The sequence below is a fragment of the Vibrio sp. KUL70 genome (assembly GCF_059725515.1).
Genome location: NZ_AP045834.1, coordinates 324,450 through 349,832, shown reverse-complemented (window position 1 = coordinate 349,832; position 25,383 = coordinate 324,450). Strand labels below are relative to the sequence as shown.

The 25,383-nt window shown below is 45.6% G+C and carries 19 protein-coding genes; 1 reads left to right on the top strand and 18 read right to left on the bottom strand.

Annotated features, from left to right (window positions below; genetic code table 11):
- Positions 1–68: 68 nt before the first annotated feature.
- Complete coding sequence (gene rapA, locus AC6I7V_RS01605; protein WP_498011209.1) at positions 69–2,978, bottom strand: RNA polymerase-associated protein RapA; 2,910 nt, start codon at positions 2,976–2,978, stop codon at positions 69–71.
- Positions 2,979–3,444: 466 nt separating this feature from the next.
- On the opposite strand from rapA, the gene AC6I7V_RS01600 reads away from it, so the two are divergent.
- Positions 3,445–4,827, top strand: a complete 1,383-nt coding sequence (locus AC6I7V_RS01600) for a PhoH family protein (protein WP_255231545.1) — start codon at positions 3,445–3,447, stop codon at positions 4,825–4,827.
- Positions 4,828–4,897: 70 nt separating this feature from the next.
- On the opposite strand, the gene tldD is transcribed toward AC6I7V_RS01600, so the two are convergent.
- The 17 genes from tldD to AC6I7V_RS01515 form a co-directional block, all read right to left on the bottom strand.
- On the bottom strand, positions 4,898–6,343 hold the full coding sequence (gene tldD, locus AC6I7V_RS01595; protein WP_498011208.1) for a metalloprotease TldD: 1,446 nt from the start codon (positions 6,341–6,343) through the stop codon (positions 4,898–4,900).
- Between the two features lie 19 nt (positions 6,344–6,362).
- The gene (locus AC6I7V_RS01590) at positions 6,363–7,175 is read right to left on the bottom strand and encodes a carbon-nitrogen hydrolase family protein (RefSeq protein WP_498011207.1); all 813 of its coding nucleotides are present in this window, start codon (positions 7,173–7,175) and stop codon (positions 6,363–6,365) included.
- 58 nt (positions 7,176–7,233) lie between these two features.
- A complete protein-coding gene (locus AC6I7V_RS01585; RefSeq protein ID WP_498011206.1) occupies positions 7,234–11,109 on the bottom strand; it encodes a YhdP family protein in 3,876 nt (1,291 codons plus the stop codon).
- A 10-nt stretch (positions 11,110–11,119) separates the two neighbouring features.
- Positions 11,120–12,589: a ribonuclease G gene (gene rng / locus AC6I7V_RS01580; RefSeq protein ID WP_239841701.1), complete on the bottom strand. Its 1,470-nt coding sequence runs from the start codon at positions 12,587–12,589 to the stop codon at positions 11,120–11,122.
- A gap of 21 nt (positions 12,590–12,610) precedes the next feature.
- Positions 12,611–13,219 (bottom strand): Maf family protein, encoded by a 609-nt coding sequence (locus tag AC6I7V_RS01575; RefSeq protein ID WP_498011205.1) that lies wholly within the window; start codon positions 13,217–13,219, stop codon positions 12,611–12,613.
- A gap of 6 nt (positions 13,220–13,225) precedes the next feature.
- Positions 13,226–13,714 (bottom strand): rod shape-determining protein MreD, encoded by a 489-nt coding sequence (gene mreD / locus AC6I7V_RS01570; protein ID WP_498011204.1) that lies wholly within the window; start codon positions 13,712–13,714, stop codon positions 13,226–13,228.
- Complete coding sequence (mreC, locus tag AC6I7V_RS01565; RefSeq protein ID WP_255231550.1) at positions 13,704–14,591, bottom strand: rod shape-determining protein MreC; 888 nt, start codon at positions 14,589–14,591, stop codon at positions 13,704–13,706. Before mreC ends, mreD begins: the two co-directional genes overlap by 11 nt.
- A 92-nt stretch (positions 14,592–14,683) precedes the next feature.
- Complete coding sequence (locus AC6I7V_RS01560) at positions 14,684–15,727, bottom strand: rod shape-determining protein (RefSeq protein ID WP_004740843.1); 1,044 nt, start codon at positions 15,725–15,727, stop codon at positions 14,684–14,686.
- A gap of 147 nt (positions 15,728–15,874) precedes the next feature.
- On the bottom strand, positions 15,875–20,158 hold the full coding sequence (locus tag AC6I7V_RS01555) for a DUF6701 domain-containing protein (protein ID WP_498011203.1): 4,284 nt from the start codon (positions 20,156–20,158) through the stop codon (positions 15,875–15,877).
- Positions 20,159–20,160: 2 nt separating this feature from the next.
- Complete coding sequence (locus tag AC6I7V_RS01550) at positions 20,161–20,589, bottom strand: MSHA biogenesis protein MshP (protein ID WP_498011202.1); 429 nt, start codon at positions 20,587–20,589, stop codon at positions 20,161–20,163.
- Positions 20,579–21,319, bottom strand: a complete 741-nt coding sequence (locus AC6I7V_RS01545; RefSeq protein WP_498011201.1) for a prepilin-type N-terminal cleavage/methylation domain-containing protein — start codon at positions 21,317–21,319, stop codon at positions 20,579–20,581. Before AC6I7V_RS01545 ends, AC6I7V_RS01550 begins: the two co-directional genes overlap by 11 nt.
- A complete protein-coding gene (locus AC6I7V_RS01540) occupies positions 21,319–21,897 on the bottom strand; it encodes a type IV pilus modification PilV family protein (protein WP_498011200.1) in 579 nt (192 codons plus the stop codon). The genes AC6I7V_RS01545 and AC6I7V_RS01540 overlap by 1 nt, the downstream gene beginning before the upstream one ends.
- Entirely contained in the window at positions 21,894–22,385 is a 492-nt protein-coding gene (locus tag AC6I7V_RS01535; RefSeq protein WP_498011199.1) for a prepilin-type N-terminal cleavage/methylation domain-containing protein, read from the bottom strand. Before AC6I7V_RS01535 ends, AC6I7V_RS01540 begins: the two co-directional genes overlap by 4 nt.
- A 141-nt stretch (positions 22,386–22,526) precedes the next feature.
- Entirely contained in the window at positions 22,527–23,012 is a 486-nt protein-coding gene (locus AC6I7V_RS01530; protein WP_498011198.1) for a type II secretion system protein, read from the bottom strand.
- Positions 23,013–23,044: 32 nt separating this feature from the next.
- Positions 23,045–23,620, bottom strand: coding sequence for a prepilin-type N-terminal cleavage/methylation domain-containing protein (locus tag AC6I7V_RS01525; protein WP_255231557.1), 576 nt, complete (start codon positions 23,618–23,620; stop codon positions 23,045–23,047).
- Between the two features lie 81 nt (positions 23,621–23,701).
- Positions 23,702–24,154 (bottom strand): MSHA biogenesis protein MshF, encoded by a 453-nt coding sequence (locus AC6I7V_RS01520; protein WP_498011197.1) that lies wholly within the window; start codon positions 24,152–24,154, stop codon positions 23,702–23,704.
- Positions 24,155–24,157: 3 nt separating this feature from the next.
- Positions 24,158–25,381 carry a type II secretion system F family protein gene (locus AC6I7V_RS01515; RefSeq protein WP_498011196.1) on the bottom strand — a complete coding sequence of 408 codons (1,224 nt, stop codon included), beginning with the start codon at positions 25,379–25,381 and terminating at the stop codon, positions 24,158–24,160.
- Positions 25,382–25,383 lie beyond the last annotated feature (2 nt).

Below are 25,383 nucleotides of genomic sequence, written 5' to 3'. Positions count from 1 at the left end.
AAGGCCTTCATCATGAAGGCCTTTTGGGTATTTACCAGCTAAGAATTAGCCCTGTAGCATCACTCAAATTAGTTGTGCGAAACCACAATCAAACGCAGCGAATCAAGCTGTACTTGCGCTTTAGCAATGTAGCCCGTCAGCTCTTCAATTTGTGTCTCAATCACTTGTAACTCTTCGTCACGAATGTTTGGATTCACCGCTTTCAGTGCTTGTAGACGCTCTAGCTCGCCATTAAGGTTCGCTTGCATCTCTTTCTGAGCTTGCTCTCGAACTTCTTCCACTTTAGGCAGCACTTGCGCTTCACCGGCTTCAATCAACTTATGGATATCCGCTTGCACCGAGTTCACTAGCTTACTTGCTAAATGGCGGTTCACAGGGCTCAATTGACGGTTAAAGCCTTCAAATTCCACCTGTGAAGAGAGATCGTTACCACGCCCATCCATCATCAGACGAATCGGTGTCTTAGGTAAGAACTGGCTGATACCGCTGCGCTTAGGCGCCTGCGCATCAACAAGGTAAACCAACTCTAGAAGAATGGTACCGACAGGTAGGGCTTTGTTCTTCAACAGTGACACAGCTGAAGTACCCACGCCTTCACTCAATAGCAGATCAATACCACCTTGAATCATCGGGTGCTCCCAGCTGATGAAGTTCATATCTTCACGAGACAGCGCCGTATCACGGTCGAAGGTGATCGTTGCACCTTCGTATGGCAGACCTGGGTAGCTTGGAACCATCATGTGCTCAGACGGTGTGACTACCAGTGCGTTTTCACCCTTGTCATCTTGGTTAAGACCGATGGTGTCGAATAGGCTAAGTGCAAACGTCACCAAGTTGGTGTCGCCATCAGTAGAAGCAATTTTCTCAGCGATTTCAGCCGCTTTCTCACCGCCGTTTGAATGCATCTCAAGCAGTCGGTCGCGACCTTTCTCAAGATCAGCTTTAAGGCTCTGGTTGAGCTTCGCCGACTCTTCAATCACTTCATCTAACTGTTCAGTGTTGCCCGATGCCAGCATCTCAATCAGATTTTCTGCGTACTTGTCGTAAACGGTGCGACCTGTTGGACATGTCTCACCAAACGCATTCAAGCCTTCATCAAACCAACGTGCAAGAATTGCTTGTGAGGTACCTTTCAGGTATGGAACGTGGATGTCGATATCACGCTGCTGACCGATACGATCAAGACGACCAATACGCTGCTCAAGCAAGTCTGGGTTAAATGGTAAGTCAAACATCACCAATTGGTTTGCAAACTGGAAGTTACGACCTTCAGAGCCGATCTCACTACAGATCAGAACCTGAGCACCGCCCTCTTCTTGAGCAAAGTATGCCGCCGCTTTGTCACGCTCTAGGATAGACATCCCTTCGTGGAATACCGTTGCACGAATACCTTCACGCTCACGCAATGCCTGCTCAAGTTGCAGAGCTGTGCTCGCACGAGATGCGATCACCAGGACCTTCTCGCTGCGCTTCTCTTGGATCTTCTCTAGCAACCAGTTTACGCGTGAATCGAACTGCCACCAGCTTGATTCTTCACCTTCAAACTCTTGGAAGATCTCTTCTGGGTAGAGCATCTTCATCGCTCGCGCTTCTGGTGTCATCTTGCCACCAATCATGCCCGATACACGCATTGATGTGGTGTACTGAGTTGGGATCTCCATTGGCAGTAGATGAACATTACGCTTAGGGAAGCCTTTAATCGCAGCACGAGTGTTTCTAAATAGAACGCGGCCAGTACCGTGACGATCCATTAGATTATCAATCAGCTCTTGGCGCGCAATCGCCTGCTCTTCTTCTGGGCTGTCGCCTTCTATAACACGGAATAGAGGTTCAACGTCCTGCTCCGAAAGCAGCTCAGTAATCTGGTTTTTCTGGCTATCTTCTAGCTTGATACCAGAGAACAGTGCTGTTACTGCATCTGCAACCGGTGCATATTGCTCTTCTTCTTCAACAAATGCGTCGTAGTCATAGAAGCGATCGGGATCCAGCAGACGCAGACGAGCGAAGTGACTCTCACGACCCAGTTGTTCAGGTGTCGCCGTCAGTAGCAGCACACCCGGAGTATTCTCAGCTAATCCTTCCACCACTTGGTATTGGCGGCTTGGTTTGTCTTGGCTCCACTCTAGGTGGTGCGCTTCATCGACAACCAATAGATCCCACTCACCTTCCAGAGCTTGCTCGTAGCGTTTACGGCTCTTGCGCAGGAAGTCGAGTGAACACAATACATATTGCTGAGTATCGAACGGATTGTCCGATTCAGCGAAGGCTTCAATACAGCGCTCTTCATCAAAGATCGAGAAATGCAGGTTGAAACGACGCATCATTTCGACCAACCATTGATGCTGCAGTGTTTCTGGTACCACAATCAGGATACGCTCAGCACGGCCAGAAAGCACCTGCTGATGGATGATCATACCCGCTTCGATGGTTTTACCTAAGCCCACTTCATCCGCGAGCAGCACGCGCGGTGCGTGACGACGGCCGACTTCATGAGCGATGTATAGCTGGTGAGGGATTAGACCTGCACGCATGCCACATAGACCGCGCATAGGGCTCTTATGTTGCTGATATTGGTTGCTCAATGCACGGTAGCGCAACACAAAGTTGTCCATGCGATCAATTTGACCAGCATAGAGCTTATCTTGAGGTTTGTTAAAACGGATCTGGTTACTTAGGAAGATCTCACGCAGAGAAACACCGCTCTCTTCCGTGTCTTGGCGAGTGCCTAGATAGGTAAACAGGCCTTGCTCTTCAATCACTTCTTCAACCGACAGTGACCAGCCTTCCTGACATTCAATAACATCGCCAACATTAAACGTTACTCGGGTTACGGGAGCATCAGTGCGTGCATAAACACGATTCTCTTCTGACGCGGCAAACATGAGTGTCACTGTGCGAGCATCCATTGCTACAACGGTACCTAAACCTAAATCGCTCTCCGTATCGCTTATCCAGCGCTGCCCCAAAGCAAATGTCATGAATCGACTACCTCAATCTTATCTATGGAATTTGGTCATTTAAGCCATCAATTTCTTATCGGGACTTTGCAATTCCCAGAATAAAAATATAGCTAAAAATGCTTCGTTTGCAGCCACATTCCAATTAAGCGAATTAGATTCTATCGATTGAGAATATGGTGCAGAAAAAGGTCGCTAATCTTACTTGATGCTGTGATTTAGGTCACGCCAAAAGGTGATGATTTCATGCTTTTTTTCCGATTTCGTCTGTGCAATCAAACTGTCAAAAAAGCATGACTATTCTAGATGGCAAAGATTGCTGTTTTTGCATGAATGAACCATATTTAGAGTATCGGCAATATGGTGACATTCCTCTGGCTAAAGTTGAGCTAGGTTGTGAACTGACATGCTCATTAGGCTGTGATCCTAGCTGGCTTTATCCACGTTTATCTGTGATACAAGAAGCCGTATCTGGCAAGGAGATGCTATGGGCGAGACCAATCGGAAACTATTTGTTTTAGACACCAACATTCTACTTCACGAACCCTTCGCAATTTTTTCGTTTCAAGAACACGACGTGGTTATCCCGATGACCGTTCTTGAAGAACTCGACCGAATCAAAGACAGCAAAAGAGATGTCGCACGCGACGCAAGAATCGCTATTCGCGCCTTGGAAGACCTATTCAGAGACGCAACTCCGGATCAAATCTCTGAGGGTATCCCATTTTCCAAAGACTTAAGCTGCGCCTCAGGCAGCATTTCAATTCTTGCAGATTATGAGCTGCAAGAGAGCATCAAGGCATTCGCCGACGACAAAGCCGGTGACAACCGTATTCTTAATGCCGTGCTCTACCTCCAAAACAAACGCGCACCGCGTGAAGTGGTGCTGATCACTAAGGACATCAACATGCGACTGCGCGCCAAAGGCGCCGGTGTACGCTTTGTTGAAGATTATCAAACCGACCAACTGATTGATGACATCCAATATCTAACCAAGGGCTTCCAAACGATAGAGGGCGCATTTTGGGACGGCATTGATAACGTTGATAGCCGAACTCTCGGCGGAAAAACCTATCACACCTTGGCACGCGGCCCATTTGAGCCGACCTTTATTAATCAATATGTGATTGATGAAGAGAGTGACTTCGCCGCCCGTGTTGCTGAAATAGAACCGGAAACCATCACTCTACAAGACATGAGCCGCGAGCGTTTGATGAACCGCCGCGCGTGGGACATCACCCCTAAAAACATCTATCAAGGGATGGCAATTGATGCGTTACTCGACCCAGATATCGACCTAGTGATTCTCACTGGGGCTGCGGGTAGCGGTAAAACATTGCTCGCCATGGCTGCTGCTCTCGAACAAACCATTGAACGTAAGCAGTTCGATAAGATCATAGTAACCCGAAACACACCTGACATCGGTGAATCGATTGGTTTCCTACCCGGCACCGAAGAAGAGAAGATGCTACCTTGGCTTGCTGCGGTCACCGATACCCTAGAGGCGCTGCACAAAAATGATCACTGCACTGAAGGGTCGATGAAGTACATCTGCGACAAAGCCAACATTCAGTTTAAATCGATAAACTTTATGCGTGGTCGCTCAATTCAGAACGCGTTCGTGTTGCTTGATGAGTGCCAGAACCTCACCGCTTCACAGATAAAAACCATCATCACCCGTTGTGGTGAGGGCACCAAGATCGTCTGCTCAGGTAACCTAGCGCAGATCGACTCTTCCTACCTAACCCCAGTGACCTCTGGTCTAACCTACATGGTCGAACGCTTCAAAGACTTTGAAGGCAGCGCCAATATTCACCTCAATGGTGTCGTACGAAGCCGTTTGGCAGAGTTCGCTGAAGAGAATATGTAGTTTTAAACCTAGCTAACAAATACGAAAAAGCGCCTCACTAGAAGGCGCCTTATTTATTCATTAGATGAGGTTACTCAGTACCACCAACAGTCAGCGAGTCTAGCTTCAGCGTTGGCTGACCAACACCTACAGGTACACTTTGACCTGCTTTACCACACACACCTACACCACGGTCAATGCTTAGGTCATTACCGACCATAGATACTTGTTGCATCGCTTCAATGCCAGAGCCAATCAGTGTTGCGCCTTTCACTGGGTGAGTAATCTTGCCATTTTCAATCATGTATGCTTCAGAAGCCGAGAATACAAACTTACCTGAAGTAATATCAACCTGACCACCACCGAAGTTGGGAGCGTAGATACCCTTATCTACGGTTGCGATGATCTCTTCTGGCGTATGCTCTCCTGGCAGCATATAAGTGTTGGTCATGCGAGGCATTGGAAGGTGCGCGTAAGACTCACGACGACCATTACCAGTTGGTGCGACACCCATTAAACGAGCGTTGAGTTTGTCTTGCATGTAACCTTTTAATACGCCGTTTTCAATCAAGGTATTGTATTGACCGTTGACACCTTCGTCATCGACATTCAGCGAGCCTCGAAGATCAGTCAATGTACCGTCATCAACAATCGTACATAGGCTAGATGTTACTTGCTCGCCAATTTTACCAGAGAAAACTGAAGACTCTTTACGGTTGAAATCACCCTCTAAGCCATGACCTACCGCTTCATGCAATAGCACGCCAGGCCAACCAGAACCAAGAACCACTGGCATCGCACCCGCAGGCGCAGCTACAGCTTCAAGGTTAACAAGAGCTTGACGAATCGCTTCGTCAGCAAATTGATACGCCACTTGAGTGCCATTATCGTCGCTCAAAAAGAAGTCATAACCAAAACGACCACCGCCACCAGCACTGCCGCGTTCACGACGATCACCTTTCTGCGCTAACACGCTAATAGACAGACGAACCAACGGGCGAATATCACCAGCGTAGGTACCATCGGTTGCTGCCACAAGCATCTGCTCGTGCACACCACTTAGGCTGATCGATACCTCGGTTACCATTGGTTCTTTAGTACGAATGTAAGCATCTATCGCTTTAAGCAGTTCGGTTTTCTGCTGCTTTTCCCAACTTGCTAGAGGATTTACTGCATCATAATAAGCTTGGTTCATATTGCGCTTGAACGCTTGCACCTTACCGTTTTGACCCTGCTTCGCGATACCACGAGCCGCGATCGCACTCTGTTTTAGACCTTCGAGTTGAATTTGATCTGAGTAGGCAAAGCCGGTCTTTTCACCTGCAACCGCTCGGACGCCAACACCACAATCGATATTAAAAGATCCATCCTTGATGATGCTGTCTTCTAAGACTAGAGATTCATGCCAGCTCGACTGAAAGTAGATATCAGCATAATCAATCTGGCGGGTAGCAATGCTCGCCAATGTATCTGCGATATTTTGCTCCGTAAGCCCTGTCGGGTTAAGTAGCGCTTCTTCAATTTGATTGATGCTCATAAATGGCTCTTATTTGTAATTAAAATTGGTGTGTAAATCGAGAGTGTTGAACGATCGGCATATTCTTTCTGATAGGCTCACATCGGGTCGTATCCAGTTCGACAACCATACTTTCCGGCTCTTGGCCAAGTTGAGCAACCACTCTCCCCCACGGGTCTATGACCATGGAGTGTCCCCAGGTCTCTCGCTGACAAGGGTGCTTACCTCCTTGCCCAACTGCGACGACCCAAGATTGTGTTTCTATAGCGCGGCAGCGCAATAACGCTTCCCAGTGCGCTTCGCCTGTCACCGCGGTAAAAGCAGCCGGCACTAACATAATTTGTGCACCCTGATTTCTTAGTTCAGAGTAGAGATGCGGAAAACGGACATCATAGCAAATACTCAAACCTAAGTGACCGAAAGGTGTTTCCGCAGTGACTACACGATCGCCCGGCGTAAAAATATCGGACTCTCGATAACACTTGTGCGAATCGGCGACATCAACGTCGAACATGTGTAACTTGTCGTAATGAGCAACTACAGAGCCAAAGTCATCAATCACAACAGATGTGGTCGTAACTCCAGCTTCCGTTTTGATAGGCATACTGCCGATAACAATCCACATACGGTGCTGCTTAGCTAAGTCGCACACCTGCGTTTGTAATGGCCCATCACCCAGAGGCTCTGCGTGTTGATGGTAGTCTTGCTTGCTACCAAACACTAACGCATTTTCAGGGCAGATGACCCACTTGGCACCGTGTGCTTTACACTTGATGATCTCTTGAGCGAGAAAACGTAAATTCTCGCTCGGGCTCGGCCCTGACGTCATCTGAATCAAGCCAACACTATCCATGTGTTTTACTCCTATTTCTTCTCTATCTAGCCAAGACCTCTCATCGCTATCAGCGACTTTACTTAGCCATGTCTCTCAGCTTTTCTGGCAGCTTAAACTCACCTTTGCTCCGCGACAACTCACTCACCGTCGGTGAATCAAGCGGCCCTTTCACCGAATAATTCACTTGGGTAAATACCTCAACCACCGGAGAAATTACTGTGGTAATCGCAAGCACATAGAGCGCGGTTTGCGGTGTTACGGCAAATGCGGTCAGAACCGGAATACCCGATGTAATATCTGGGGTGAAGTTCACCTCAGCATCGACTAGGCGACTATTGAGGTTAGCGATGCCTTTGATCTTCATCTCACCCGCTACCGCATCCATTGTCAGGTCGTTGGTTAGGAATATCCCGTTTTGGAACTCACCCGTACCGGTAATACTGTTGAACGCCATGCCTTTGTCGAAGACATCGGAAAAGTCGAGCTGCATTTTGCGAATGATAGAGTCCAGACTGAACAGTCCAAGTAGTCGCGCTGCACCGCTAACATCCGAGATGATCCCCTTACCCAGCTCGGTCTCTACTTTACCATCCAGTGTATCTACCTTGATACCCCAAGGTGAACCGTCCCATTCAAGCTGAGCTTGCATTGCAAACGGGGCTTTTTGGATGCCTGAGGTAATACCAAAACGCTCCATTAGCTCACTATTATTCTCGCCTTCCACATCAATATTCAGTGCCGAATGGCTCTTTGTATCACTCAGCGCCCACCAGCCGCTAAGATCTGCAGTGTTGCTACCACTGCGGACTTGGACTTTATTCCACTCAATACGGTCGCCTTTGCGCTGTAGCTCAACATCCACTTTGCCGACTTTGTAGCCCTGCAACCAAAAATCTTTGATCATTAATGTCACATTTGGCATTGCGTCATGAATTTTTCTATCGAGTTCCGAGATCAACGGAGCGTCTTCATCCATGATCTGTAAGAGCTGCTCTTCACTCTTCTTCTCGCTCCAATCTGGTACAAATAGGTGTACACGATCTAAAGAAACCGTTAAGTCATAAGGCGCTAAATAGTTGATATCACCTTCTATTTCCTGGCTAGAAACCTGCATCTGCCACGCGAGTTTGTTTTTACGAGCGCTCAATTCGACATCGTTCCAAGCAATACCTCCAAGAGTCAGCTCTTTGCTCTCTAGTGTGACTCTGGTTGGCGCTGGAATTGTCGGTGTATTCATCTGGCTAAGCACCGCCGTTGATGGTTTAACCGGCTCCATTGCCACTTCTAACCAGTCATCAAGGTTAAACTCATCAATACGGATTAATGCATGATGCCCTACCACTGGGCTGATCTTAAAACCACCTCGCCCAAGTACTAAATTGGTCGCCTTAAGTACTGGGACTTCTCCAGTAATATCAATTTCGGTTTGGTATTTAGTATTTGGCAACTGCAGACGAGCTGTGATCGACTCTTGATTGCCTGATGCCTGTAGCCGAGCTGTGCCTTTTTCAAAAGTCCGCTTTTGCAGTGGGTACGGATAATCACTCGCCAAATAAGTTAAATCTGAATTTAAGTCTAGTTGATAAGTGAAGCCTATGTCGTTGAGTTGTATATCGATATTAGATTGCCACGGTGCATGTCCAGACAAACGGCTCAGCCACTGCTTTCCGATATAAGGTTCAAGCGGTTTGACGTCCCAGTCCCCTATCACATCAATACCGACCACATAACCAGGGCCATCATTTTGCCCGGTGAAATCAACAGAGATCCCCTGAGTGAGCAACTCAGCAGATAAACCAGTCGCGGTCACGACATCATTATCAAATTCAATACGACCCGTCGTATTTTCCAGCACCATTGGCGGCGCTTCAATCTGAACATGGTTACCTTTTAGGTCGGCATAGCCCCAAGCTCTTGGCTCACGGCTGTTATCAAACGGAATATCAAGTTGAAATTCCGAATAAACATCGCCGTTGACCTGCAGCGCCGTTAACGCAGCACCGACCGAATCCACCAGCGGAGACGCCGTCATATAATCACGGACGGCATTACCTGTCGCCGCTGCTTTAGCTTCAATCTCGATATGGCCACCTTCCCCCAGATAGGGAATGCGCCCTGTAATACGATCAGCAGTAACATCCATCAATTGCGCAGAGCGTGAGTCAAGATGCATCGCGTCGTTTTCAAACAGCAGATCGAGTTGTAAATCCGTGATCAATGGCCATGCGGTATCGAAACTGAAGGTCACATCCTCAAGCCCAACCCAGATCTGAAAGATTCCGTCGTTATTTGCATAAGGGAATTGTTCCAGCTCACCATGCCATAGTAGTTTGACAGAGCTTGAACGACCCGCTTGAATAGCAGTCGATAGATAGTCGGTTAGATCTTGCCCTAACGCCAAAGTGGGTAGATAACGCCAAGTTTCACCGACGTTGTAAGCGTCCGCTTCGCCATAAAAGGAAAGATATGGACTGGCATTATTCGGAAAATCGAGACGAAATGCACCAAGCACCTGCAAGTCGGGGGTTGCTGCTGTCACTTTGTCTGACCACAATCTCCAACCGCTCTCATCTTGCTGCCAAATAATATCAACTTGCCCCTGCTTAATGTTGAGTGGGGCTTGAAATACCTCTCCATATGGGAAGACATCATCAATCACATGGATACTGGCTTTGGCTTCAGTTGTGGAACCCGACACAGAACCTGACACCTGACTAAAACCAGGTAACAGTTCCCACTGCTCCATAGCCAATTCGGAAAATTTTGCGGAGTAACGTAAGCTCTCGATATCGCTTGCCATCGAAACACGAATGTCTTCAACCCGCCCCCCCGGAGATAGCTTATCAACCAACTCGTTAGTACTTTCAGTGTCTGGAAGAAGTTTAATCAATGGGGTAAGCGCGGCGATATCCAGCTCAGAGACATTCAATTGCCAAGGACCTTTCTGCCAACTGAATACAGCGTCGAACTCAGGCCAAACGTGATCATCAGTACGCAGATTAAGTGAGTGGCCATTTACTTGCCACCCAATATCGGTAGGTGTGAGCTTGAAGGTTCCAGACTCAATCATCAGCTCGTGATAACCGTCTTCATTCCAAGCCAGTTCAGAAGGAAGCACCTCAACATAAGCGTCAACAGGCTTACTATTTTTTAGCGTTAACCAGCTGTTTAGGCTGACATTTCCTGCTTCAATTCCAGACTCGGCTTGCATATAACGCGTCAACCAAGGTTTTACTGAAACATTTTCAGCACTGGCATAAAACTGCCCCGTCACATCCGTTAGTGAGCCGCCATCAATAAAGTTAGCACTTACTGACAAAGAGTTAAGGTTCGCATCTTTAATACTGACAACCCCCTCAGCAAGGTGGTGCTTGCCAGAGTTCTGCCACTTAAGGATCTCGATATCGAGTTGACGCTCTTCATCAGAAACGGTGCGATAAAGCAGTGAGGAGTTTTTAGCCGTGACATCGACCAAGGTTTTTAAGAGAAGATTATCGAGCTCTTTAATCACTCGTCCAGACGAATCTGTTCTCTGCTTATTAGCATCATCACTATTACGAGCAGCGAACAGATCAATAGAGCGAATGTCGAGATACATCCCGTTCATCACCAAGTCAGCAACTACTGGGCGCATTTGCAGCGCGGATTGAACCAGATCGAACTCGACCTCAACAGTGTCAACCGAGAAGGTGACGTCTTCAGCTTGTGTAAGATTGGCATGAACGCCTTTCAATGCAATCGAAGGGTGAGTATTACGCCAAAAGCCACTCACATCTTGAATAGAGAATTCAAAACCTGAATGTTGATTTACCCACTGTTCAATCTCAGATTGGTATTTATTCAGGTTAGGGAGTGCAACACGTAAAGTGGTTACTGCAATGGCGAGTGCCACAAGCAAAGTAACCACTAACCATAAACATGCACGAAGCAGCTGAGTAACACTAGAGCTCACAAAGTATCCATTACATCATAACAACGTCAAACTGCTCTTGAATATACAAAGGTTCAGCTTGAATTTTAACTTGTTTACCAATGAAGACTTCAAGCTCAGCCAGTGCATGAGACTCTTCACCCTCAAGGGCTTCGGCTACCGCAGGGGCAGCGTAAACCACGAATTTATCCGCATCGTAGGCGCGATTCACTCGAGTGATTTCACGCAGAATCTCGTAACACACTGTCTCCACCGTTTTCACACTGCCACGCCCTTCACAAGCAGGACAGCTGGAACAGAGGATATGCTCAATGCTTTCACGTGTGCGTTTACGCGTCATTTCAACCAGACCTAACTGAGTGAAGCCGTTGATATTGGTTTTGACGCGATCTTTATCCAGAGCCGACTCTAGTGAAGTAAGTACACGCTTACGGTGCTCTTCAGACAGCATATCGATGAAGTCGATAATGATAATGCCACCGAGGTTACGCAGGCGCAGTTGACGTGCAATCGCTTGAGTTGCTTCGACGTTGGTATTGAAAATCGTCTCTTCAAGATTGCGACGACCGACAAAAGCCCCCGTGTTGATGTCTACCGTGGTCATGGCTTCCGTTTGGTCGATAATCAGGTAACCACCAGATTTGAGCTCAACCTTACGGTCCAACGAACGCTGAATCTCGTTCTCGGTATCGTACATATCGAAAATCGGCTTATCGCCCTCATACAGCTCTAACTTACTCGTTAGCTCTGGTACGTATTCCGAAGTAAACTCTTTCAGGTTTTCAAACTCTTGACGTGAGTCGACTTGAATCTTGCTCAGTTCAGTACCCACAAAATCGCGTAGGATACGTTGACTCAGGCACAGCTCGCCATATAAGCGAGTGCGCGCTTTATGCTTACCACGACGCTCTAAGACTTTTAACCACAAACGCTTTAGGAATGCAGCATCTTGCTCAAGCTCATGAGCATCAGCTCCCTCTGCAGCGGTACGGATAATAAAGCCACCGTGTTCATCACAGTAACGAGAAACCACTTTCTTAAGACGATTACGCTCTGATTCACTATCAATACGCTGAGATACACCTACATGGCTTGCACCAGGCATAAAGACAAGATAGCGAGAAGGAAGTGTAATGTCGGTGGTTAGACGTGCGCCTTTGGTGCCGAGCGGGTCTTTAACAACCTGCACGACAATGTCTTGTCCTTGACGAACAAGCTCCGAAATATCACGAACCTGAAACTGCTTTTTCTCATTCTCTGCTACACACTCCGTGTGAGGAACGATATCTGAAGCGTGCAAAAACGCGGCTTTTTCAAGACCAATATCGACAAATGCTGCCTGCATACCTGGAAGGACGCGGCTGACACGTCCTTTGTAGATGTTTCCTACAATGCCACGACGAGCATCTCTTTCAATATGGATCTCTTGAAGAGCTCCCCCTTCAATCATAGCCACACGAGTTTCACTCGGGGTCACGTTCAGCAACAATTCAGCACTCATGGTGCACCTCAGATTAGTAAATTATAAGAATTCTTGCAGTAGCTGGTCCGTTTCAAATAAAGGTAAGCCGACAACGGCGTAATAACTACCTTCGATTCGAGTGACAAAACGTCCACCCAAACCTTGGATTCCATAGCTACCGGCTTTATCGCATGGCTCCCCTGTTTGCCAGTATTTTTCTATTTCTTGTTCACTGAGGGGTTTGAACCATACGTCGGTAATTACGATTTCTGTTTTTTGTTTGTCTGCAGAAACCACAGACACTGCGGTCATCACTTGATGACGTTGATCAGACAGCTGAGTGAGCATTCGCTTACAGTCAGCTAAATCGCTTGGTTTCTCTAGCACCTGCCCTTGGCTCACAACCACGGTATCTGACCCTAAGACCACAATATTATTTGAACCTAGAGCGATAAGGCTATCTGATTTAGGCTCTTGCTCCGCGATCAAGTCCAAAGCAGCTTTGGCTTTATCAAGCGACAGCCTTTTAACATACGCTTGGGCATCTTCATCCGGCTGTTGTTGCTCTTCAATATCGGTGACGAGAACAGAAAACTCGTAACCCAATTGTGTCAGCAGCTCTTTACGACGTGGCGAGCCAGATGCCAAAACGAGTGATAACTGTTCCATATTCCTTTACCTCACGTGCCAATGGCGACGCACGCGACGCATCAACAAGAACATCCAAGGCCAAAGTATACAGTTAATCAATGCACTCCATAGCGATAATGGATTAAAAACAACGTCTTGAATCAAATATTCACCAAAGAAGATCAATACTTCAAACAAAACGGTCAATGCCGCCAAGATCATCGCTTGTTGCCAAAGCGCCATGTTACGAATCACAAGGAAATTCATGGCAATAATGTACATCACAATCGAAAGCATCATGCCGCGTATGCCGAGGGTGGAACCGATCAACAAGTCCCAAAGCAGACCGAGAATCAGAGCGCTCCCCACATTAACACGGTGTGGCAGTGCCAGTACCCAGTAGCAGGTTACCAGCAGTAACCACGATGGGCGAAATAGGTCTAAACTACCTGGCCACGGAATCGTTTGAAGTATCAGGGCAATCAGAAGCGAGCAAGCGATTACTAACTTACTTCTTAATACGCTATTGGCCATTGTCACCCTCTAACATGGTTTGTTCTATATTAGTCTGATCTGCTTGCATACGCTTGTTTTCATCAGGCCAAATCAATAGCAGATAACGAAGTTTATCAAACTCAACCACAGGTTCTGCTTTGATTACCGCAAACTCACGTTTCGGATCGTAATCAACCGACGACACGTAAGCCACTGGGTAACCTTCTGGATAAACGCCACCCAAACCAGATGTCACGAGCATGTCTTCTTGCTGGATATCGGTACTGGTTGGGATATGCTGAAGTTCGATCTCATCGATGTTGCCGTTACCCGATGCAATCACTCGAATGTCATTACGGATCACCTGCACCGGAATCGCGTTGTTGGCGTCCGTAAGCAGTAAAACGCGACTATTGTGCGCAGCAACAAAGGTGACTTGCCCTACAATACCTTTCTCATTGATCACCGGCTGCCCTTCATAAACACCATCGATCTGGCCTTTATCGATCACCACTTGATGGCGATACGGCGAGGTATCAACCGCCATGACTTCTGTCACCACCTTCTTCTCGTCACGAATAAAAGGCGAGCCTAAAAGCTTACGTAGGCGTTTATTCTCTTCTTGATACTGCTCGAGCAGGATAAGTTCACTTTTGAGGTGAAGCACTTCACGCTTGAGTGAACGGCTTGATTCGATCAGGCCTTTACGCGTGTTAAAACGCTCATAAACACCGTCAAACATGGTTCGAGGCAGATTAGCCGCGTACTGAATTGGCGCTACCATGCTGTTCAATAGATAGCGAACATTTGAGAAAGCATCTAAACGACTATCAGCCAGCATAAGGCTGGCTGATATAATTACAGCAAAAAATAGGCGCAATTGTAGAGAGGGACCTCTACCAAAAATTGGCTTCATTCTATGTTGGTCCTAGGGCTACATTTGATCCTTTAGACAAAGTCCTAGGCTCTCAGCTGGCATAAGAGGCGAAAGAGCCTAACACTCAATGATTACTCTTCGCTGAACAGATCGCCGCCATGCATGTCGATCATCTCTAGGGCTTTACCACCACCTAGAGCAACACACGTTAGTGGCTCTTCTGCAACAACAACAGGAATACCTGTTTCTTCGGTTAGCAGACGGTCAAGATCTTTAAGTAGTGCACCACCACCAGTCAGAACCATACCGTTTTCTGAGATATCTGAAGCAAGCTCAGGTGGGCACTGTTCAAGTGCAACCATTACCGCTGAAACAATACCAGATAGTGGTTCTTGTAGTGCTTCCAGGATCTCATTTGAGTTCAAGCTAAAGCTACGTGGCACACCTTCAGCAAGGTTACGACCGCGTACTTCAATCTCTTCTACTTCATCACCAGGGTACGCTGAGCCGATCTCATGTTTGATCTTCTCGGCCGTTGCTTCACCAATCAAGCTGCCGTAGTTACGACGAACGTAGTTGATGATCGCTTCATCAAAGCGGTCGCCACCGATGCGTACTGAAGATGAGTAAACCACACCGTTTAGTGAGATAACCGCAACTTCTGTTGTACCACCACCGATATCAACAACCATCGAACCTGTTGGCTCTGAAACACGTAGACCAGCACCGATTGCAGCCGCCATTGGCTCATCGATTAAGTAAACCTCACGCGCACCCGCACCTAATGCAGATTCACGGATTGCACGACGCTCAACTTGGGTAGAACCACAAGGAACACAAACAAGAACGCGAGGGCTTGGCTTAAGAACGCTGTTGTCATGCACTTGCTTGATAAAGTGCTGCAGCATTTTTTCTGTTACGTAAAAATCTGCAATTACGCCATCTTTCATTGGGCGAATCGCTGAAATATTACCAGGCGTACGGCCTAGCATCTGTTTTGCTGCGTGACCAACAGCAGCAACACTCTTTGCAGAACCCACACGATCTTGGCGAATAGCTACAACTGAAGGCTCATCAAGAACGATGCCTTGGCCTTTTACATAAATAAGGGTATTGGCAGTACCTAAGTCAATCGATAGGTCGTTTGAAAACATGCCACGAAGTTTTTTAAACATATTCTTCGCTCATCCTGCAAGAATTAGAAGACAAAAATTGCACTAAATGTACCAATGCCTTGCTGTAACGGCAAGGCATTGACGTATAAACATGGGCTGAAACCCGCATTTTCTTACAGATTCCTAACTTAGCGCGCGAAAATTATATTATCGCTGACCTGTAAGGCCACTCTCCCCTCGGTAGATCACGCGATCGTTACCACGGTAGATACCAAATGTGACGACGGTGGAGGGGTCTTGCTCCCCATTAGTATCATCCGAAACTTCATCACTATCCCAGTTATATCTTAGCCACGGCGTATCATCCATATTTTGCCATAATCTAACTTGTTCACGGGTACTGACACCTTCACCTTGAGAAGCGGTTAAGCTACGAGACTCTCCGTCAGAAACAACACCACCATTACCTAGGCTTGCTGTAGTTGTCGTACTGTCATCCTCAGACCAAATTACGCTACTGGCGCTTGTAGAAGCAGCGACATTTGTCGTGCTATCGTCTTCGTTAACAACAAATTGGTTTCCGTTCCAATATTCAGTTCTTAAGGGGATAGCGATCGTTGCACCGGAGTTTCCTCCGACGTCATCGAGATCTATGCGACCAAAGCGGATATCGGGTTCTTTTAAGAGCTGGTCACCATCATTCCAAAACTCAACTGGGTCAATGTTGTCTTCGATCGCCAATCTAATGTCTGTGATATCTCCAGAGACTCCTTCATTAAGATTATATGGCCCATCTTCATAACTAGCTTTAGTCTCTGCTTTAGTTACACAGAAGCTAGTATTTGCTCCGCATTTTCCTGACAAATTAACTGAAAATCGGCCAATACTCTGATTTTCTCCACTCCAAACCCCTTTTCCAAAACTTGGTGAGATAAAACGTTTTGCCAACTCGCTTTCATATAAGGAAAAGCTCGTTTGTAACTTTGGATCAAAATATTGGTAGTTGTGTACTGGTTGAGGCGCTTCAGTTTGACCATTAATGGGTACTTCTTTAGATAATGCCTCTACAGCAAAACTTACTTGCTCAAAGTTCTGGTTCATATAATTGAATGATTGAGCACCAGCATAATTCCAATTTTGATCAGTAACTCGGAAATACTTAGGATAGAAGCGGCCAATCGCCTTGCTACCGGAGAAGCCATCTAAAATGTTCCCATAAAAACTACCCGTTTCCGTAGCTATGAAGTTAAAACTACCCACTTCTGAGTACTTTAGGTTCTCGAACTTGTAGCCTTTGTTGACCCTATCGCCTGTTGAGATCTGCTTCACTAGCTGCTCTGTTGGAGTCAAATCTCCCAATACTGCATCAGGATAGTCAATCACTCTCGGGGTATCTAATGTAGTAGTAACTTCAGTGCTGGCCGTCGACTCAAAATAATTATCAGTTAATAAGTCATCATCAGTACACACTGCGCTTGAAGAAGTATATTTTATTGGCCTAGCATAGACATTAAAGTGTTCTCCAGCGGCAGAGAAACCACTTCCAGCCGAACTTGTACCGTTTGAATCACTATCAGTACAAATAGCAAATTTCCATGGACGGGAATAGATAGAAAATTCGCCCTCAAGTTCATACGTCCCCTCATCAGGACAACCACTGAAACCAGTACAATCAAAAGTGCTATCTTTCAACATCACATTAAAAAGCCCAGATTCTGAAATTGTTAATTGTGGGGATGCACTCCCCATTTTAAACTCAGGCTTATATGTGAGAAGACCATCATCACCAGTCCAAGAGTCATCAAGCTTGTGAGCTATCTGAACTTCATCACCGGCTTCACCAGTGTAGTTCTTCGCTACAACGATCGAATTGTTAGAGTCACAAGCAAGAACCCGCGTTTCTGCCAAAGTTTCTTTCCCTGCAATAACATCGAGTCGATTAGTCACTGTATTACCGTCGACTAATGAGAATCTAAATGGAACAAACTTAAACTGACTTTCTACACTCTCGTTAACATCATCAACTAAAGTGGCGGTGAGTTTATAGGACTCGTCAAAGTCAATATCTTCAGTATCTTTCGCTGTGATTTTTAAGGTTAATTCACCATCTATGTTTGACGAGTAGTTTGGATAAGTTCCAGAGCCTTTTATAACCGAAACGTCAAAATAACTAGGATTAGAAGTGATAGCAGTAGTCACAGCTAAGCTTTCAGCAACGCCATTGTTAGATGTTGTGATCGTAAATTGAGGAGAGTCATCACCACACATCAGGGCTAAATCAGTAGCTGGTGACATCTCAATGTCGTAATCATCCGGAGATACAATACAACTCGTTTCTGCATGTACCAACGCGTTTGATGACATGTTAATTTCTTTCGCGGAAACAGCACCATAAACTCTTGCAGCACCACTCATATCAACCCTTTGCTCACTGTATAGTAAACCGACAAAAGTCGTTTTACTGCTCGAGCCACTGCTGTTTAAACTCACCTGATTTGAGCCATTTTGAAGAACATTAACCCTAAAGTGAGTATCTCCCGCCAGTACTGGTTTATCACCGTTCCAATTAACGATAGGAACCCCGGCAAAGCTTCCGTTATTGACAGATAAATTTTTTGTAAAGATTGTTACTGTATCACCACTCTTGACTCTAAGTTCGCCAGTTCCATTGATATCTAGCCTGCCAATTTTATACTTACCAGCCTCAATCTCTACAACTCCGCCAGTACCGATAGAAATACTATCGTATTCGTAAATTTTCTTACCATTAATAGTGATTGGTAGCGAAGTAACCTGATCTACATAAGGAATATTTAAACCATTGCCAAGATTATCGGGTACATCTTCTAACGCCTCCTTGTTGATCAAAAGATCATCTAAACCCAGACATTTCTGCCCTTCACATGCCGAGTTTGTACGGTCGAAAGTGTTTGCTTCTAAGAAACCAACATAGCGTTTACCATCCTCACGCAATGCGCCAACAATCTTTGGCGAACCATTTAACTCAAGCGTACCACCGGAGCCTATCCAAGTTTGAACAGGGCTTTTGTTGTTAAAGCCTTCACAGATACCAAGTTCATTAGGTCGGTCAAACATGAAGAATCCGACATCTTCAGCAACGTGAGATCTTTCATTGTCTTTATCCATGTCCTCCTCGACAATAAAGTAAACTTTATCTTTCGTGATATCACAGCGACGAATCCAACCGCCATTGTTACCACTGCGAGAGTTCTTATTGGCGACGAGTATCGGTGGTCCATCAAAGCCCGCACTTGCTATCGAAGTATATTCTTCACAACCAATTTCTACCGGAGATATAATTCGCTCATTCAACGTGGTGGTAACTCTTGTTTCACCATTACCAAGAAAAAAACGAGCACCTTGAACGAACCCCGAGCCCTCACCAGCCACAAAAGCAACCTTTTCCTTCGATGATATTGGATTGTTTTTCGTAACTTCAGATTTCTCTAATGCCAATGAAAAACTTTCAACACCGACATTACGAGCCATACCAGTAAACCATGCCGATGCGTTCTCTTTTGTTTGCGGTTGAACAAGAATACCCGGCTTAGAATTAAACGAATCTAAACCATAATCTTCATAACGAATAACATCTGCATTATTTCTCTCACTAGAAATTTGGGATGCGGCAGTTTTTGTCTCTACAAGTCCGGCTACAATTTGACTTTCGCCATTATTTAAAGAAATAACACCTTCTTCAATGACAAAGTAATCAATATAATTACTACTTTTTTGAGGGTTTCCTTGCCCACTCATAGGAGCATCTAAATATTTAATATTATTAGTTTTTTTCTTAGAACTTGGTGCTATTTCTTGAACTATTGTCGCCGTTTGCCAAGTTGTACTAATAACAGATGCGGTAGACGGAAGCTCGGTTGTTCCATCTTCCTTAACAGATAAGCTGGCATCAATAGTCGGCATAACAAAAACCAAAGGCTTAGGTTTGGCCGTGTCATACGTATTGCTAAACTTTAACGTACAGGTAACGACTTGCTTCTTATCTGGGCCTGGTGATGAAATTGTACAGTCACTATCAGTAAGAGTACCAAACTCAAACTGAGGGTTTTGATTGATTGGTGGCTTTGTCGCTTCACAATTAAGATCATCACCATGATGAAGCCAAAAAGTCACATCACCATTATTGTTTTCGTAAAGTGAACTTGAAACGGTTGAGGTATGAGAGCCATTTCTCCATGCTGTTAAGGTTTTATTCGTTTTCGAATATACAAGCCTAATATCATCATCATCTCTAGCATTAGGGTCTCTGATAATAGGGAACTTCCCTGACGATTTATTGCTCCACAAAAGATTGCTCGACTCGGACAATTCTGTATTCGAGTTATGGTCAACCTCATAGGTAATCTCGAACCCATCCTTACCCGATAGATTGATAGTGCAATAATCCCAAGAATTACCCAATGCGAAGTTCGCGACCAAGAATTGAGATATAAAAAAGAAATACTTCCACATAACTACTCCCTCACCCAAACTTCTTGAATACGCTGCACTTGATTAATACCAGAGCCACAGGTTGTTGTTGATTCTATTTTGAAAAAGCCGACGCCATCTAGTACCCCAATTTCATCACAGGTAAGCGAATCTACATTGCAGATCGTCGACATGCCGTGGCTAACCTGATTGGCATTTAAGTTGGTACAAACCGTTCTTACACTTGACGAGACTGCAGGAGAAACGGTGAGTGGGTACACCTGAGTCAATGCCCATTCATTGGCAGAATGTGCCAACAACCATGCTTGTGTACCGAGCTGCTTACGAGTCAAAGTGTCATGGTTGCTCCATTGAACTTGAACGAGTGACGTTGCAAGAAAGCCCATCACCACAATCACAAATACGGCGACAACGAGAACACTGCCCTGTTGATTCGATTTTCTATGGCGCATTGAGTACCTGCACATCTTGTTGGTAAACACTTGTCTCATTATTTTGCTCGAGGACTAGATCTATATGGATGACACCACCACGCTGCAAACTCGGCTCTTCATACCGAAAACGACTTTTTTCATAATTAATGCTATCGGCCACCCTTACACCGTTACGTTCGATTACGCCTTGGTTTTCTGTCGTGTTACTCACTAAACAGTAACTAACAGAATCACTACTGTCATAGATGTAATGGCGTAGCGCGACCGATTGACTGCTTAAACTCACTGAAGTCGCAGTAAACACATTATTTGTTGATACCAATCCTGACACTGGTATTCGTTTTGTCGAACCTGCGCTCAAATCAGAGTGAGTAGTTGGGTTTATGATTAAATAATCATCCTTATCGAGGGCAGGAGTATCTTGCCCAATAATGAAATCTAGGTTATTGCTGTTCTCATCATAATGATAAAAGCCTGAATACTTGATGGCGTAGAACGTCAAACACTTCTGCTCAAACGCCGAGGCAGGTGTAATACTTGTATCAAAGCTGTTGGGCACTGCGTGACTGATCTCACGAGACATTTTCTCAACCACAAACTGGCCTTTTACTTGAACTTTTTGACGGTCAATGGTCTCAGCGTAGCCCTTCATTCCGTATTCAACAAAACCTGCGATGGCTAATCCAATCACGCCCACCACTACGATGGTCACAATCATCTCAATTAAGGTAAAACCACGATTTTTCATCAGTAGTTCCCCTTATATGCAACCAAATTATATTGATTGTTTCCACCGAATATATTGAGCTCTACTCGCTTGAGAGTGCCAATAGCATTGTCATCAACACCGTCCATGTTTTGATCGTAAAACACTGATATTTCAACTCGGAAATTCGCATAGCTTCCTACAATATTCTCATCGAGGATATTTGCCAATTTATACATTGGCGCAGACTGACAAGCCGATTGAGTTGAAGTTGTATACCAACATCCAATATAGTCATCCACATCGTTGAAGGTAGTAGGGGTACTCTCACCATCACCAGTCTCTGCCCCGAGATCATCTGGTAGTGTACATTGCTTATTATAATCCGCATCGCCACAACGCATTGATCCCCCATCAAAATCACTATGATGATCAAAACCACGCGCTAAGATTTGATTCATCAAACTCTGCCCCAGAGCAACGGAGCGATTTTGATATTGCGGGTCTGCCGAGCTTGCAACTTGAGGTGCAAGAAAGCTTGTGATCGTCACCATAGCAATACCTAGGACGACAATCACAATGATACTTTCGATAAGAGTAAAGCCACGTATACGCATCATAAGCAGACTCCTTCACTCACATAGCCCTGAGAGTTAATGCAGACTTGGGCGCTATTACTCGTGGTGGTGGAGTTAATCGTAATGTTGACACCTGAACTAACAGACGGGTTACCTAATAGGTCAAAATCAACCACAGTGTTGGCTGGAGTAAACGTGATCCCGTCTTCGCGAACATGGTCGCTGCGCGCTTCCGCTTGTTGTCTTTGAGTCGAATTATCACGGTTGAGTTTACAAGCCGCAACAGAACCTAGGCAGTCACTATTGATGGCCAAGCGAAAGTTGTCGTTAGCAACTGACACGTTAGATTGCATTCGGTTAACTTGAATTTGACGGATCACTGAAATGGCCTGCTCTTGCGCAGAAAAGGTAGAAAAGCTTGAAGTACCGACGAAACGGCTCGCAGCAAAAGTAGAAATGATGCCGAGTATGATGATGACAATAATCAGCTCTACAAGGGTAAAGCCATAACTTGGGAGACTTCTCTTCATCACAGACCTCTCACTACGGTGTGACTTCAACTATACAAGATATTGATAGGTAAAATGGTATCTCTACCTATGGTTTTAACAGTAATGTGTGGTAGATAGAAAAAAGGCCAGCAGGAGCTGGCCTTAGAAGGTATACATCTACTAGTTAGATGGGTCTGCACATTGTGTTGTATCTTGAACAACACCAATTACAGGTTCACCACCAGTAGTACTAACACCAGTGTAAATTACACAGTCACTAGTGTAATTTTCAATACCGAAGTAAACAGAATTTCCTGTTGTGCTCTTGAAGATAAAATCACTATCAGAATCGATAGCACCAACACCTTGAACAATAGTCATAATTGCACTTGATGTTGCTTCTGGGTAACCGTTAACAGTATTCACATCATTGCTACCAGTGCCAGTACTTACCGCACCAGATGTAGATTCAATACCAGCAATTGCCGCTTTACCATAAATAATGCCCGACGCACCTTGGATAGCGCCTGCTAGACCTTCAAGCGTTGCGTTCTTCGCATCATCTTGCAGGTTTAGGAAACGTGGTGCTGCCGTTACAGCAAGAATACCTAGGATAACAATTACTACCACTAATTCGATTAGGGTGAAACCGCCTTGTTTTTTCATAGTTTGACTCTCTCTATGTTTATAATGCAGGGTTACTGCAACGTTACGGTCACACGACCAGTTTTGATTTCATAAACAAACTGATGCCCAGTATTACCTTCAAGTTGAACGTAAGTACAGGTCGCATCATTTGTATTCGCTTCCGCTGAGTACTTGTAGTTGCTGTCGCTAGCTACATTATCTACATCCCCTACTTTTGGCGGGTTTTGCAGAAGATTGTCCATCAGCTCTGAACAAATTTCGTTGGTTAGACTCTGTGGAAATGAGGTGGAATTCTCATTGAGTGCCCAAGGGTAGCCGTCACGAAAATCAGTATCGACGTTGCTACTGTTCTTCGATCTCGTCAACCAAAAATCAACACCATCATAGTTTACAGTATTGTATGTTTCATTCCCAATTTTTGCTGTTGGGCGAGCTTCAGCTTCCCACTGAGCGCGAGCCGACAACACTGCCGTCGCAAAGCCACCAGCGACACCTTCAATACTCGACTTTTTCGCTTCGTCAGTCACATCTAGAAATTTAGGTAGTGCTGCCACAGCCAACAAACCAACCACAACAATCACAATCACTAATTCAACAAGGGAGAAACCCTTTTGATTTTTAAGCATTTTCTACCTTCTCATCTCATTGCTTATGCGCATTATACATATGCACGCCTATAAAACCATAGAAAACCGTCAAGATTTTCACTAAGCCAAAATATTGGCCATCACACGAAAACGTTCACCTTTGAGTAAAATCTCTATTTGGTATTTTTCTGTATATTTGTAGCGACAATGGTACTCAAATTGATCGCTCAAATTCTCAATTTTAGGACTTTTCAAACCTAAAACTCGTCTATCGGGATATAACTGCTCTAACCAATAATCACAGCTTACATCGCTCTGATCAATAGGTAGTAGCCAACCCGTTCTGGTGTATCGGAGTGGCTCTCCTAAGCTGTTACGTTCCTGATGGCCATTCAGAAGATACTGCTGCTTATAGAGATTGGCACGGTCTAAAATACGCTTACTCACAACGACCAAAGCCGTGTGCGTCGCCTCCGTTTCTACCGAGCGCCAAGCCGATAACAACCCAGTGATAATAGACAGAATAACCACACTCCAAATGACAAAACGTGAGCGTCGTAGGTTATTTATCATGCACTACCCTTTGATTGCATCGAGCATGCCCCACATCGGCAAGAAAATACCCAGAGCCAGTATCAACACCATCCCAGCGACGATTACCAACAAAATCGGTTCGATACGCGCTGTCAGGGTTTTCAAATCGTAATCCACTTCTCGGTCATAAAAGTCCGACACTTCGAGAAGCAGTTCATCAATACGACCTGTCTCTTCCCCCACTGAGATCATTTGTATCACCAGTGGTGTAAAAATCTCGCTGTTAATCGCAGTTGAAGAGACCGTACTGCCCGCTTCAATCGCTGATTTCATCTCTTGGACACGCAACTCTAGGAATCGGTTATCCAGAGCTTCTGCTGATAGCGCCAAAGATTGATTCAATGGCACGCCCGCTTTGAGCATCAGAGCAAAGGTTCGTGAAAAGCGCGACAATAGAGCTCGGTTAACAACCCCACCAATCACTGGCATCTTGAGGCGGAATCTATCCCACGTCTCTAAGCCTTTCTCAGTTTTCACCCAAGCCTTGAACGCGAAAATCAAACCAACAATCACGCCAACCATCAACATCCAGTAGTTGACGAAAAAGTCCGACATACCAATCAAGATTCGCGTTGGCAGCGGCAGGTCAACACCAAAGCGCGCAAACATGGTGGTGAACTGAGGGATCACTTTGATATTCAACACAAACATCGCGACCAAGATAAAGCTGATCACGAACGTTGGGTAACGCATTGCTGTTTTTATGCGTTTGCGAGTCTCGACCTCTTGCTCATAGTAACCAGCGAGTTGAAGCAGAGCCTGATCCAGTCGACCCGTGTTCTCGCCGACTCCGATCATAGAGACGAACAACGGACTAAACACTTTAGGGTGCATCTGCATCGATGCTGAAAGACCACGACCATTGGTGAGCTCATTACTCACTTCCTCAAGTGCAGCTTTGAGTCGCTTGTTCTCACAGTTCTGCGTGAGGCCCTTCATAGAGCGTAGCAAAGGAACACCAGCTTTAGTCAAACTGTATAACTGACGACAGAAAAGCACCAAAACTTCGAGCGGAACGTTAGGTGAGAATAGGCTAGAGACGTCCATCTCCAGCACAGATTCGCCACTTTTGCCCGGTTTAATTGAAGTTGGGATGATCCCCTTCCCCATCAAACTCTCAGCAGCGAGCTCTTCGCTATTCGCCTCTAATTGTCCGGAAACCTGACGACCGTCGGAGCCGCGACCAACATAACGATAAGTAGGCATAC